Genomic DNA, 12,354 nt, shown 5'->3' with positions numbered 1-12,354 from the left:
ACGTCGTGCAGCGCATCCTCCATCGCCGGATCCGACAGGTTGAACCACTGCTGCATGAAGTGGATGCGCAGCATCGCCTCCACCGGAAACGGCGGGCGCCCACGCCGGCCTTCGGGCAGGTACGGCGCCACCAACGACACCAACTCCGTCTACAGCACCACGCGCTCCATCTCGCCGAGGAACTCCCGACGTCGCGTGCGCTTGCTCGACTGACCCAGACCCAGGCTTTGTTGCTTCATGGCTGCGATCGTCTCAACTCTTCATCTGGGCGCCAAGCACGGGTGGGGTGGACTTGTGCAGAGCATCCTTAATTCATGGTTCTGACACTGGGATTGATCTTGTTTTATCGATAAAATAGATTATCAATAATTGATAGCCGGAGGCAGGTCATGGGCAGCAAGCCAGACGATGAGGTGCGCGCGGTGCTGCCGACGCGCGCCGGCTCGCTGCTCAGCGATGTGGCCTTCCAGCGCCTGGCCGAGGTGCCCCCCGAAGTGGAGTGGTTCGCCAACCTCGGCAACCCCGCCACCCGCCGCGCCTACCAGACCGCGCTGCAGGACTTCATGCGCTTCGTCGGGCTCGCCCAGGTCGAGGCGTTCCGCACCGTGGCACGCGCCCATGTGATCGCCTGGCGCGATGACCTGGTGCAGCGCGGCCTCGGCAGCGCAACGGTGCGCCACCGACTCGCCGCCCTCTCGTCCTTGTTCGAGTACCTGTGCGAACGCAACGCCGTCACCCACAACCCGGTCAAAGGCATCAAGCGCCCCGCCGTGGACTCCTACGAGGGCAAGACGCCCGCGCTCGGCGACCACCAGGCGCGGCAGCTGCTCGACGCCCCCCGCGACGACTGCCTCAAAGGCAAGAGAGACCAAGCGCTGCTGGCGACGCTGCTCTATCACGGGCTGCGTCGCGAGGAGCTATGTCGTCTGTCGGTGAAGGATGCGCAGCAGCAGCGCCGCGGGGTGGTGCACCTGCGGGTGCAGGGCAAGGGCGGCAAGGTGCGCTTCGTGCCCCTGCATCCGGCCGCCGGCGGTCTGATCGCGGAGTACCTGGACGCCGCAGGGCATGCAAACGACAGCCAGGGCGCCCTGTTTCGCTCGCTGCAGGGACGCGGCGCCGGCAGCGCCGCAGGCATGTCGCCCGATGCGGTCTACAAGATCGTGCGAGGCTACACCGCCCAGCTGGGCTTCGAGGTGGGGGCGCATGCGCTGCGGGCCACCGCAGCGACGAATGCACTGGATCACCAGGCCGACATCGCCAAGGTCCAGGAGTGGCTCGGCCACGCCAACATCTCCACCACCCGCATCTATGACCGGCGCCGCTCTCGGCCCGAAGATTCGCCGACGTTCAAGGTGACGTATTGAAGGGGGCAGGCAGGGTGCCTTCTCAAGCGACGGAGTCTCCTCGAAACTGAACGGCCCCCCCGGAAGGCGCTCGATCACCGCTCGCCCGTCCAGGCGCTCAAGCCGTGGCAAGCCCAGCGGCCGGAACTGTTGCGCACGCGGGTTAACGAGCAGGCAGAACTCGGCACCTAACCTCTTGCGTGATCGGATAGGTTTGGCGCATGATCGTCTCACAATGACCTAGCTGCCGATTCGTCGGCGGCACTCCGACAAGCACGGTCCCTCGTGGTCGTGCTGGCTTGTTCGTACAACCAGTGCCATTGGGCGATTGGAACGCATGCCGGACTTGGGGTGCCGGTGGATTGGCCTCCTTCGGTGGAGGTGCTGAAGCAAGGGCGTGCAAGCGCTTGCTCAACGGCAAGTCACAGCAGATGCGTGCGTCAAGGCGCATTGCTACTTGGCCGACATCATGATGAGCTGCCGCGTGACAGCTCAAGCAGCCTCGTTGCTGCGATGACAACCCCAGACCGGTGGCCTATGCCGGTCTTGCGCGGTTGAATGTGTGGACCGTGTACTGACACGGCATGGCGGCTCTTTATGCCCGCCATAGACGCCTGCCTGGCGGTCGCCTGACCTCGCCAGCGCACTGCAAGCGCCACTGCCCACCGGGCAAGCGCCTGCCTCGACGCGCCCCTGTGCGGCGCACGTGAGCCCTTGATCGGCTCACACGCTGCTGCGTGCTCGACATGAGCACGGCAGGCGGCGATGCGCGCCGACCCGGCGCCACCCACGAAGTGCACCACCAGCCTGAGCACGCGCGCCGCGCGGCGGGCCAAGTCCCCATCACCGCAACCCTCCCCATGTACCAGCATCTTCAACCGACTCACCCTGCACTGGCACTACCACATGTGCTGCCCTACCCACCCAACACCACATGGCAAAGAGCATGCCCAGTCGATCCAGACATCCAGAAGCTCACCGACACCTACGGCCACCTTCCGAACCCGGACAACTATCCCTGGTGGTGGTTTCCGCCTGAGCTCGGACGCGCCGTCATGGATGTGGCGTACCGAACCGAGGCGCCACTGGCCCTGGTCGGTGCCTCAGCGCTGGGCGCCTTGTCCTTGTCGCAGCAAGCTCATCTCGATGTTCAGACTCCCCACGGATCGATTGAGCCTTGTGCGCTCTATCTGATCACTTTGGGGAAATCTGGCGAACGCAAGACCACCTGCGACCAGATGTTCACGCGAGAGCTGCGGGCAGTTCATGATCGGCTGCACGAGAAAAGTTTTCTGGAATATGAGGAATATCAGCGCGTGATGAAAGCGAGGAAAAGACAGCGCAGTGAAGCAGCGCTGGAACCTGAGCCTCAAAAACCAAAGGTGATCGACATGATCTCCTCCAACGCCACGCCAGCGGCCATTCTGAATAGTCTGCATGAATTCAGCCCTTTCGGAAGCCTGATGTCCGACGAGGCAGGCACGGTCCTTGACGGCCCCGCGACCCCCACACCTTATCTTTTCAACGAGCTGTGGGATGGCCACCAGATTGAGATAAATCGCAAAAGCACTGGGCCGATTAAAATAAAATCGCCGCGCTTTACCATGTCGCTCATGCTGCAGCCTGAGGTTTTTGCGAAGTTCAATGAAAAACAGAACAATCTGGCTGAAAGAAGCGGGCTGTTGCCTCGCAGCCTGGTGAGCTATCCCACATCGACACAGGGTCATCGAGGTGGAGAAGATCGTTCTCATCTGGAACAGGGAATCAAACCGCTGCAACAGCGTCTTGGAAGCTGGCTCGAGCAGTCTTGGCTGGCTTTTGTGCGCGCAGAGCCGCGACGAGTCGTCAGTTGCACACCAGACGCCGCAAGGACACTGAAAGAATTTACGGACACGATTAACAACCAAGTGCGACCCGGTGGGCGTTACAGCCAGATCACGGCGTTCGCCTCGAAAGCCGGCTCACACGCTTTGCGAATGGCAGCCCTGTTCAGTCAGTTCCAGGAGGATAACTCCGTTATCACAGAGGATTCGATTTATCGAGCCACTTGCTTCGTCAATTGGTATATCGAGCAATATTTGGCGCTGCTCGGCCCTACTTCTCCGGCTTTTCAAGCTGCGCAAGACGTGCAGCGGATGCTTGGCTTCATTGATCAGGCCTGCCGTCAATTTCACTCGCCTCTTTTAACATACGAATTTGTCGTCGAGTATGCACACCCACAATTCGGCAGCAAGTCCAAAGTCAAGACAGTCTTGAATTTGCTGGAAACAAACGGAACTATTCTGATCGGACCGAACACCCAGAATGGACAAAAAACAATCGCTTGTCTGTTTTTAGACCCAAATTCACGTGGGTTCATCGGTGCGCCACAAGCGGCTCAGCCGAGTCAAACTCGATCTGTTCGCGCAAGTCCACGACGCAAGCCGGCCTTAAGCCCAAGTGAAAGAATCAGGGCGCACCTCTTGAAGTCTCTGAAAAATTTATGACCGCAGTTGTGACCCACACAAAACAGACTTTTGTCATGGGTCACAAGGATAACTCATGTCGCGGCACGCTCACGCCTTCAAGACATGCGCGATAGCGGATTGAAATGGGCCGAGTCATGGCAGGTTGGCTCAGAGACACCCTGCCGAACCGGCTCGTCTTTTCAGCAGATCGAGTGGCGACTCGGACTGCAGTTGACGCGGCAGTTCACCCTGCATGCCCGCACTCAGACTGGGGGCAAAATAACTGCCTCATATTTTCAGGGCCGGCAGTCTTTGGCTTGGCAGAAGTCGTCTCGCTGTTGGGGTCTTCCTTGAGGAAGAGTCGGTCAGGCGTGATGCCTGCCTCAGGAGTCGACCTGCCCAGCGAACGAGAAGGATGCGTCGAACGGAGACCGTCGCGGTCCCAGTCGGCGCCACTTTGTGCATTGCCGCCATGCATGCAGTCCTGGAAATTGGTTCTTCAAGTCAAGAAAGTTAGTTCTTCTCCCCTATGGAGAGAACTAATTTTAGTGTAGTGTCACTCATGTGCGTGTGCATGGGTGAAGACAGTGCGCAGTGTGGGATGTGGCGACGCCAGAGACCTCCCAAGCACTGCGCCGCAGCAGAGCAGCCGCGTGGATGCCGCAGCAGTTGACGCGGCGATGGAACCACACGCGCCCGCTCTCGGCGGCTATTCGACAGGCCATGTCGTCTCAGATGATCACGCTCGGCTTTATCTTGATTTTCGTACTAACTTTTTAGTATCTTTGTCAGTGAGGCCATGATTTTTTGCGCTTTGCGATCGAGTTTTTAAGGCAAAAACATGGTTTTAATCGATGTTTTTGCATGGAAAACCGAATCATGAACCGCCCGAGTGGCAGACGCAATTATGGTTTTTATGTTATTAAAAGAAAAAGGTAACCTCAATGGGATCAGCTGGTGTACTCCAAAGTACGCCAGCTGTATCCGACACTGAAGACCCATCAAAAATGAATCTATTCATCCCACTCCTACCTGATGAGAGGGTAGATCCCAAGATCTACCCGAACCATCAACACATCAGGCAGAGCATCTGCCTCTCTTCAACACAGCAGCCTCAAAGGCTGCAGTGATCGGATGACCATCATGCCAGGCAGAAAAAACAAACGAACTCTCCCCCCTCTCAGTTCAAAGGAACTGTCCGAGTTAGACCGCTGGCATGATTCGGCCTTCATCTCACTCGAGGAAAAAAACGAGGGCGATGGCGAGGACAAGAAGAGAGAAGTTGCCTTTCTGAAAGAAGAAAGATTTCGTTCTTTCCCAATCAAGCAAGCAGTTTATCTTGCGGCAGCACTGATTGAAAACAATTCGACCGGAAATAAACCAGCGCTGGTTGTAAGAGACAAGGGCGTGTACCGGATCAGCCATTGGGCAGGTAAAGTCAAGGAAGTCATCAAGGCCATCGACGATGGCGTCGACTGGGATGGCCTACAAAAGCAACAGGTCAATCCGCTTGCCGAACTCTTCTTTTCAGTATTTCTTGATGCAGATTTCAGGGAAAAGCTGAGTCGAATCAATGTCTGCAAAGATCTTGTCTGCGGAAAGAATGTCGATGCTGATGAATGGGTTCGCGATCTGAACTCACGCTTCGATGAGTTGACAAAGAAGCTGATCGAAGCGTCCCAAGGACCACAATTCAAAAAACAGTTGAACAGTTACAGGCGTGTCTACAACAAGAACCGACAGAGCCTGCTTGACTACATCCACCAACTGTTCGAAAGCTATTCACGCTTGCTGGTGATTCGACTGGATCTGAGCTACAAGACCGAAGCGATGATGGAACGGCTTGATGTGACCGACGTGGGCCACGATGAAGTCACGGTTGATGACGTGATCTCTCACCGAGAACAGTTCATCGATTACCTGAGAGAAAATTTCGGCAAGGATTTGAGGGGCTACGTCTGGAAGCTGGAGCATGGCTCGCTGAAAGGGTACCACTACCACACGATCATTTTCCTGGACGGATCGGTGTACAGGGAAGATGAGACCATTGCACAGATTCTGGGTGAGCAATGGAAGGAAACAATCACCGACAACAAGGGCCTTTACTTCAACTGCAACGCTCACAAGGAGATCCGTTACAAGAGCTGTGCAGTGGGCATGCGCAGCCACAGCGATCCCGATTTGTGGGATGGCATGCACAGGCTCATCGAATACCTGACCAAGCCCGACTTCTGGATCCGGCTGCAGTTGCCTGGCAATCGCCGCACTTTTGGCAAGGGAGGCGTGCCCAAGACAACACAGCCCAAGCGCGGGCGACCTCGGGAAAAGCTCTCCACCGTCAGTCCCCGGCAAGCGGCCAAGGAAGCGTCAGAAGCACGCTAGAAGGCGCTGAAGACGGCGCTGGGGGCCACACCTGCCCAGGAGCCTCAGAAAGCGTCCTGAGGGCGCACAAGAGGGCGCCATGAGTTCACTCTCCTTGAGGGGGGTTCTCGGCCGCGGTGTCGAGCCCCTGACGCTCATCACGACATGCGGCATGCTTGTGTCTGCGGCGATTCGCCGGTCCCACCCAGCAGGCTGCGCACGATCAGATCAAGGCCTTGCAAGGCCTCGTGGGCCGAGCGATCGAACTGCGCCCGGACGATGGCGCCATCCACCGCCAGGGCCATGGCCGTGGCCAGGTGGGCCTGTGCAGGCGGCAGCACGGCCGCAATGGCCGCGCTCATGTCCGCCTTGTGGCGACGGGTGATCTCGGTGACCTCGGGCAGGGCGCCGGCGAGTTCACTCACCGTGTTGAGGAAGGCGCAGCCCCGGTAGGTGGGCTCCCGCAGCCACTCGCCCACGGCCGGCGCGATGGCGTGGGCGTTCTGACCATGCCGCGCCAGGGCCGCCTCGAACCAGGCCAGCCAGGTCTGGTGCCGGTGGGCCAGATAGGCGAGCACCAGGTCGTTCTTGCTGGGGAAGTGCCGGTAGAAGGTGAGCTTGGCCACGCCGGACTCGGCGATCACCCGGTCCACGCCGGTGGCGCGGATGCCCTCGCGGTAGAACAGGTCGTGGGCCGTGTGGAGGATGCGCTCGCGGGCGGTGGGCGTCGGTGGGGCAGGGGTCATGGCCGGATTGTAGACAGAGCTGTCTACTCGGCCTTACACTGGGTCCATGTAGACAGATCTGTCTACCCTGCTGTTGCCCAACCCCCAGGAGCTCCGATGGACCTCAAGCCCCCCCTGCCCCCCTTCACCGAAGACTCGGCCCGCCAGAAGGTGCGGCTGGCTGAAGACGCCTGGAACTCGCGCGATCCTGCCCGGGTGGTGCAGGTCTATACCGAGGACACGCGCTGGCGCAACCGGGCGGAGTTCCCGGTGGGCCGGGCGCAGGTGCAGGGCTTTCTGGAGCGCAAGTGGGCGCGCGAGCTGGACTACCGGCTGATCAAGGAGCTGTGGGCCTGGTCGGCCGAGCGCATCGCGGTGCGCTTCGCCTACGAGTGGCATGACGACTCGGGCCAGTGGTTTCGCTCCTACGGCAACGAGAACTGGGAGTTCACTGCGCAGGGGCTGATGGCGCGGCGCTTCGCCAGCATCAACGACCTGCCCATCGCCCAGGCCGATCGTCGGTTCTTCTGGCCCCTGGGCCGCCGGCCCGATGAGCATCCGGGCCTGAGCGAGCTGGGGCTCTGACAGGGACGCAGACGGGACGCCTGATGCAGGAGAACGGGATGGGCCTCGTCTGGAGTCGGGTGGCGCAGGGATCGCTCCCAGAGCCGCCTGGCACGAGAGCCGTTCTCGGATCAAACGGTCAGGCGCGGCGAGCGTTCAAGAACGCTGGACCGTTGCCAGCGGCAGGAACAAGGTCAGCGGCGAGTCTGGCAAGGCGATGAAGCCGTGATGCCGGTAGAACGCCACGGCCGTCTCGTCCTTGGCGTCCACCATCAGGGCAAAAGCGGCGATCTCCGAACGGGCGGCACGGTCGAGCGCATCGGCCAGCAGCGCGCAGCCCAGCCCCTGCCCTTTGAAGGCCTGATCGACGGCCAAGCGGCCCATGCGCACGGCGGGCACGGTCGGATAGCGCGGCAGCTTCTTGCTGGTGCTGACGGGAAGATCGGCCAGCAGGAGGCTGGCCGATGCCAGGGTGTAGTAGCCCGCGATGCGCGGCCCCTCGGCCAAGGCCACGAAGCAGGCCGCCACGCGGCGGCGCATGGCCTGGGTGGCTTGCTCGCGCAGGTAGCGATTCAGCGGCTCCGAATCGCTGCAGAAGCCGGCGCGATCATGGGCCCCATCGAGCAGCGCAAGCCGGAACGGGGCGCCACTCATTCAGCGCGCAGGAGCTTGCGACGGCGGGCGAAGGCACGTTCCAGCGCCGGCGCGGGTGTCGGCGGCGACAGCAGGGCTTGCGCGAAACAGTCCTGATCGGCCAGCGACAAGCGCATGACTTCGGCTTGCTCGATGGCGCGTTGTGCCGCGTCTTGCACGGCGGACACCACGAAGTCGGTCATGGTGCGGCCCTGAAGTTCGGCGGCACGCTTGAGCATCGCATGCAGATCGGTGCTGATGCGGGCTTCGAGACGCGCCGTGGTGCTGGCTGCGGGCATGCTTGTGTCCTCCTGGCTCGAAAGTACGGCAGATTGCCGTACTGATCAAGGCGCAATTGTCGACGATTGCGGCTGCGGCGTGCAGATCGGTGAGATCGGATGGTCACAAGCTCGGCGGCAAGACGACAAAAAAGAAGGGCCCCGCCTGGCGTCCCCACCGCCCGCAGCAGGCGGCGCGGACGCCAGACCGGCGGGGGTGGATGAACCGGCTTGGGTCACATGGCGGCCGGTGCGCCGGGCCGTGTTCGCGCCTCGATGCGCTCGCCCAGCCGCTCTGTCAGCGACCGGCGAGCCGGTGGGCTCGGCGCGGGCGCCAGGGGCGGCTCGCTCGCATCCGGATAGAACTCCTCCACGACCGCGGCGCCCTCTTCCTCGGACTCCTCGAAGGCGCTCTGGGCGTAGCCGAGCCGCGCGGCCTCGTCCAGGGCCTGCTGGTCGAATCCGGCGGCCTGGCGGGCCTGCTGCAGCTCACGGGCCTGTGCGAGGGCCTGGGTGAGGCTCAGGCCCTGGCGCACCACCAGGTCGACGTAGTAGATCGGCGTGCGGTGCGACTGCTGGGTGGACTTGCCGCGCAGGCGCAGCTCCAGCGGCAGGCAGGCCAGGCGGTCGCCCGAGAGGGCCTGCAGGTACTGCTGGCGGGTGGCCAGGGTGCGGATGCTGTTGAAGCCGGTGGTGCGCAGCACGAAGGTGCCCAGTTCGTCGTCCTCGCCGATGTGCACATGCAGCCGCCCGTAGGGCTTGCAGGCTCCGCCCTGGGCGCGTTCGCAGGCGAGCGGCCCCGGGCAGGGCAGCTGCTGCACGCCTTCGCTGCCCAGGCGCCGGCAGCTCTCGCCGTTGCCCACGCACACGGGCCGGCCGCTGCTGCGGTCGAACTGGGTGTAGTGCACGCGCAGGTTCAGGGCGGGGTCGTTGAAGAGCAGCTGCACCGGCAGGCTGCGCAGCTTGGCCTGGCCGGGGCTGGCCTGGCGCAGGACCTCATCGAGCGGGTGCGGCACCCAGCCGTCGCGGCCCTGGATCTGGCTGGTGAGGGTGAACTCGTCATCCTTCTCCGGCAGGCGCTTGCCGTTCTTCTCGACCACCCGGCCGATCGAGAGGCGCCCGATGACGGGCGGGGTCAGGGCCAGGCCCTTGATCATGGTCGGTCTCCAGAAGGTGAAAGGCGCCCGGGCGGTGAGGCCCACGCGCCCGGACAGGCATGCCCAGCTCCGGCGGGCTCATTCGCGCCGGGGCTGGACCAGAAAGCGGCGCGTGCCGCTGCGCGTCGCGCCATAGCGCTGCAGGAGCTCGGGCTGGTCCTTGAGCAGCGCGGCCACATCGAGCTCGAGGCGGTCCTGGCTGCTTTTCCAGCTGATGGCGCCGTCGTCGAAGACGGCCCGGGTGGCCTGGGCCAGCCGCGACTGCAGCAGGTGCTTGAGCTCGGCCTCGCGCTGCTGGATGGACTCGAGGGTGCGGCGCACCTGCAGCAGTTCCCGAAAGGCCTGGCTGCCCTCAAAGTCCTGGCGCAGGTCCAGGGTCTGCTCGGTGCTGCGCGGGTACAGCGCCTTGAGGGCCTGCGCACAGGAGTCGGAGCCATCGGTGGGCGGGGGCCGACGCTGCTGCACCTGGGCCCAGAAGGCCGCCTCCAGGGCGATGAGGCGCTCGATGAGCGGCTCGTCGCGCTCGATGCGGTGGATCTGGAGCTCCTGCCCGCACAGGAGCACCGCCACGTCGGCCGCCCGGTGGCCGGTGACGGCGAGCTGGTGCATGACCTGCAGCTGCACATGCTCGGGCACGCCGTCCTTCCAGAGCCGCGCGCCATGCAGCCCGGCGGTCTTGCACTCGAGGATCTGGACCTCGGGCGAGCCGATGACCTCGCGGTCGAGGTTGGCGAGCATCCAGGGGTGCCGGGCATGCTGCAGCACGGCGTTGACGCGCCGCACCTGCCGACCGGTGCGGCGGGTGTACTGGCGTGCCACCAGGCTTTCCAGTACGGTGCCCCAGTAGGCGGGGCTGTCCATGTCGTCCGGGTCGGGCCGGGGCAAGGCCTCGCCCTGGCCGGTCTTCTCCAGCCAGAGCGCCAGGGGCGAGCAGTACGGGCTCAGGCCGACGGCCGCCGCCGCGTCCGAGCTGCCGATGCCGCTGCGGCGCACCTGCAGCCATTCGGCCCGGCTCATGCCGGTGGTGCGCGCCAGCCGCACGGCCGTGCCCGCGCGGGGAACGCGGCGCAGCGCGCCGCTCGGGATCGAGGTGTCGCAAAGGGTCATGGAAGGCTTTCGTGGAAGGGGGAGAGAGGCGTGGCGCGTTTTCAGGCCACCAGCTGCAGGGCCTGGTCGAGCGCGCGCTGCTTGAGCGCCGCGCCCTGGCCGAACCAGGCCGAGTCAAGCCGGTACTCGGTGCTGCGCGCCCGGCGCTCGTGGTCGACGAACTCGGTGACGGCGTTGAGCAGGCCCCAGGCCGTGCCCTTGGCCGCGGTGAGCTCGGCGCCCCGGCCCTGACCGTCGTAGAGGGCCTGGACCTTCTTGAGCGCACGCTCGTTGCTGAGGCCCTGCGCGCTGTCGCTGGTGACGTCGGTCTGGCACAGCACCTTGAGGAAGTAGTTCATCGCCTCATGGCTCCTGACCTTGCGCTCGGCCAGGGTGCGCATGCGGTACATGAATCCGTCCCACTGGGTGACGGCGATGCCGAGCTGACGCTTGACCGCCTGGGCGTCGAAGCTGGTGTTGTGCGGCACCTTGATGGCGCCGGTGGCGCCCTGGATCGCGATCGACAGGGTGTTGTGGCAGACCACCCGCACGGTGGTGGGCGTGGCGGTGGTGGCCAGGGTGCCGTCGCAGGAGGTGGCCAGCAGCAGGTAGCCCTTGACCAGGTCGGTGCCCTTGAGGGCGCTTTCCTGGCCAGTGCGCGCCAGCGCCCAGAACTTCTTGCCCGACTTCAGCACGCCGGCCGTCTCCAGCTCGAAGCCGGAGACCTCGGTGAGGTCGCGGTAGAACTCCAGCACCTCGCGCGGCTGCACGACGTGGTAGCGGTTGCCCACCACCGACAGCGGCGCCTTGGTGTCGCTGCGAAAGAGCACCTTCTGGTCGTCGAAGGCGCAGATCTCGCTCAAGGAGCCGGACTGCCTGACGACGTACTGCACCGGGGCCTGCTCGATGGTCCAGTTCATGCCCGCCCGCTCGGCCCAGACTTCGATGGGCTGGCGGGCGGGCAGTTCGTTGCCCAGGCCGTGCCAGGGGGTGTCGCCGACGTAGGCCATCTGTTCGATGAGGTGTGCCATGGGGAAATCTCCGAAGGGGGTGAGGTCACAGCAAAAGGGCCGCCTCGCCTTCGCGAGCGCAGGAGCTCACGAAGACGAAGGCGGCCCGAAAGGCAAGACAGGGAACGAAAGGAAGGGACGATGCCCCCCGCGCGGGGGGCAGAGGGAGAACTGGCGGGAGGCCGAGGGCCTCAGGCAGCGCTCGAGCTCCGGAAGACATGGCCGCAGAAGCCACACTCCCAGTTGCCCAGCAGCCGCTCGTCGACGGTCTCGCCGGCGCTGGCACCCAGGCCGCAGCCCATGGCTGCGCCCACCAGGGCGCCCAGCACCATGCCGGCAGGCCCCTCGGGCAGGCCGACCACGATGCCGCGCAAGGCGCCGCTCAGGCCGCCGGCCAGGCCCGCGAGCAGGCCGATGGAGCCGCCCACGCGCTCGGCGGTGTCGCGGGGCAGCAGGTGGATCGAATGACAGACAGGACAAGCCCGTTGCATGACAGGATCTCCTCAGGGAAAAGGCTCAAGGACACGGCACTCCAAAGCACAGCGCCGGCTCTGATCTCAAGGACCTGAGCCGGCGCCGATGGAGCGAGCCGCAGCAATTCGAGCGGGCCAGCATGGCTGGGCCCTCTCCCCACGGTGATATGGGACTGGAAATTTCTGGAGGGGAATTCCTGGTGAAGGTGCCGTCTTCCGCAGCAGGGATCTGCCGGCTTACCGGGTGAGCGTGCTCAATCAGCTCAGCTGTCCTTGG

Annotated in this window: 11 protein-coding genes and 1 pseudogene; 4 read left to right on the top strand and 8 right to left on the bottom strand. The window is 63.6% G+C overall.

The window, feature by feature from the left end:
- Positions 1-239, bottom strand: a pseudogene (locus HNQ01_RS22235) (transposase); the annotation flags it as partial.
- A gap of 150 nt (positions 240-389) precedes the next feature.
- On the opposite strand from HNQ01_RS22235, the gene HNQ01_RS20740 reads away from it, so the two are divergent.
- The 3 genes from HNQ01_RS20740 (at position 390) to HNQ01_RS20730 (ending at position 6,172) form a co-directional block, all read left to right on the top strand.
- Positions 390-1,364: a tyrosine-type recombinase/integrase gene (locus HNQ01_RS20740; RefSeq protein ID WP_173807420.1), complete on the top strand. Its 975-nt coding sequence runs from the start codon at positions 390-392 to the stop codon at positions 1,362-1,364.
- Positions 1,365-2,089: 725 nt separating this feature from the next.
- The gene (locus tag HNQ01_RS20735; protein WP_173807419.1) at positions 2,090-3,829 is read left to right on the top strand and encodes a YfjI family protein; all 1,740 of its coding nucleotides are present in this window, start codon (positions 2,090-2,092) and stop codon (positions 3,827-3,829) included.
- A 1,095-nt stretch (positions 3,830-4,924) separates the two neighbouring features.
- Positions 4,925-6,172 carry a YagK/YfjJ domain-containing protein gene (locus HNQ01_RS20730; RefSeq protein WP_173807418.1) on the top strand — a complete coding sequence of 416 codons (1,248 nt, stop codon included), beginning with the start codon at positions 4,925-4,927 and terminating at the stop codon, positions 6,170-6,172.
- Between the two features lie 137 nt (positions 6,173-6,309).
- Here the strand turns inward: HNQ01_RS20730 and HNQ01_RS20725 are convergent, their stop codons facing one another.
- Positions 6,310-6,897 (bottom strand): TetR/AcrR family transcriptional regulator, encoded by a 588-nt coding sequence (locus tag HNQ01_RS20725; protein WP_173807417.1) that lies wholly within the window; start codon positions 6,895-6,897, stop codon positions 6,310-6,312.
- Between the two features lie 96 nt (positions 6,898-6,993).
- On the opposite strand from HNQ01_RS20725, the gene HNQ01_RS20720 reads away from it, so the two are divergent.
- Entirely contained in the window at positions 6,994-7,461 is a 468-nt protein-coding gene (locus tag HNQ01_RS20720) for a nuclear transport factor 2 family protein (RefSeq protein WP_173807416.1), read from the top strand.
- A gap of 135 nt (positions 7,462-7,596) precedes the next feature.
- Here the strand turns inward: HNQ01_RS20720 and HNQ01_RS20715 are convergent, their stop codons facing one another.
- The 6 genes from HNQ01_RS20715 to HNQ01_RS20690 all read right to left on the bottom strand — a co-directional run bounded on the left by HNQ01_RS20715 (position 7,597) and on the right by HNQ01_RS20690 (position 12,095).
- Positions 7,597-8,094, bottom strand: a complete 498-nt coding sequence (locus HNQ01_RS20715; RefSeq protein ID WP_173807415.1) for a GNAT family N-acetyltransferase — start codon at positions 8,092-8,094, stop codon at positions 7,597-7,599.
- The gene (locus HNQ01_RS20710) at positions 8,091-8,372 is read right to left on the bottom strand and encodes a type II toxin-antitoxin system TacA family antitoxin (protein WP_173807414.1); all 282 of its coding nucleotides are present in this window, start codon (positions 8,370-8,372) and stop codon (positions 8,091-8,093) included. The genes HNQ01_RS20715 and HNQ01_RS20710 overlap by 4 nt, the downstream gene beginning before the upstream one ends.
- A gap of 215 nt (positions 8,373-8,587) precedes the next feature.
- Positions 8,588-9,508 carry a recombination directionality factor gene (locus tag HNQ01_RS20705; RefSeq protein WP_173807413.1) on the bottom strand — a complete coding sequence of 307 codons (921 nt, stop codon included), beginning with the start codon at positions 9,506-9,508 and terminating at the stop codon, positions 8,588-8,590.
- A 78-nt stretch (positions 9,509-9,586) separates the two neighbouring features.
- Entirely contained in the window at positions 9,587-10,615 is a 1,029-nt protein-coding gene (locus tag HNQ01_RS20700) for a YqaJ viral recombinase family nuclease (protein WP_173807412.1), read from the bottom strand.
- A gap of 41 nt (positions 10,616-10,656) precedes the next feature.
- Positions 10,657-11,625 (bottom strand): DUF932 domain-containing protein, encoded by a 969-nt coding sequence (locus HNQ01_RS20695; protein ID WP_173807411.1) that lies wholly within the window; start codon positions 11,623-11,625, stop codon positions 10,657-10,659.
- A gap of 170 nt (positions 11,626-11,795) precedes the next feature.
- Positions 11,796-12,095: a hypothetical protein gene (locus HNQ01_RS20690; RefSeq protein WP_173807410.1), complete on the bottom strand. Its 300-nt coding sequence runs from the start codon at positions 12,093-12,095 to the stop codon at positions 11,796-11,798.
- Positions 12,096-12,354: the final 259 nt, after the last annotated feature.

Origin of the sequence: Sphaerotilus uruguayifluvii, from assembly GCF_013294065.1 — a bacterium.
Lineage (GTDB): Bacteria > Pseudomonadota > Gammaproteobacteria > Burkholderiales > Burkholderiaceae_C > Sphaerotilus > Sphaerotilus uruguayifluvii.
Note: the sequence above shows the minus strand (reverse complement) of the source record. Positions and strands in the feature narration are given on the sequence as shown.

What these genes read in the sequence shown, in the direction of transcription:
- HNQ01_RS20740 (WP_173807420.1), top strand. Translation starts at nt 390, where the DNA reads ATGGGCAGCAAGCCAGACGATGAGGTGCGCGCGGTGCTGCCGACGCGC.
- HNQ01_RS20735 (WP_173807419.1), top strand. Translation starts at nt 2,090, where the DNA reads ATGAGCACGGCAGGCGGCGATGCGCGCCGACCCGGCGCCACCCACGAA.
- HNQ01_RS20730 (WP_173807418.1), top strand. Translation starts at nt 4,925, where the DNA reads ATGACCATCATGCCAGGCAGAAAAAACAAACGAACTCTCCCCCCTCTC.
- HNQ01_RS20725 (WP_173807417.1), bottom strand. Translation starts at nt 6,897, where the DNA reads ATGACCCCTGCCCCACCGACGCCCACCGCCCGCGAGCGCATCCTCCAC.
- HNQ01_RS20720 (WP_173807416.1), top strand. Translation starts at nt 6,994, where the DNA reads ATGGACCTCAAGCCCCCCCTGCCCCCCTTCACCGAAGACTCGGCCCGC.
- HNQ01_RS20715 (WP_173807415.1), bottom strand. Translation starts at nt 8,094, where the DNA reads ATGAGTGGCGCCCCGTTCCGGCTTGCGCTGCTCGATGGGGCCCATGAT.
- HNQ01_RS20710 (WP_173807414.1), bottom strand. Translation starts at nt 8,372, where the DNA reads ATGCCCGCAGCCAGCACCACGGCGCGTCTCGAAGCCCGCATCAGCACC.
- HNQ01_RS20705 (WP_173807413.1), bottom strand. Translation starts at nt 9,508, where the DNA reads ATGATCAAGGGCCTGGCCCTGACCCCGCCCGTCATCGGGCGCCTCTCG.
- HNQ01_RS20700 (WP_173807412.1), bottom strand. Translation starts at nt 10,615, where the DNA reads ATGACCCTTTGCGACACCTCGATCCCGAGCGGCGCGCTGCGCCGCGTT.
- HNQ01_RS20695 (WP_173807411.1), bottom strand. Translation starts at nt 11,625, where the DNA reads ATGGCACACCTCATCGAACAGATGGCCTACGTCGGCGACACCCCCTGG.
- HNQ01_RS20690 (WP_173807410.1), bottom strand. Translation starts at nt 12,095, where the DNA reads ATGCAACGGGCTTGTCCTGTCTGTCATTCGATCCACCTGCTGCCCCGC.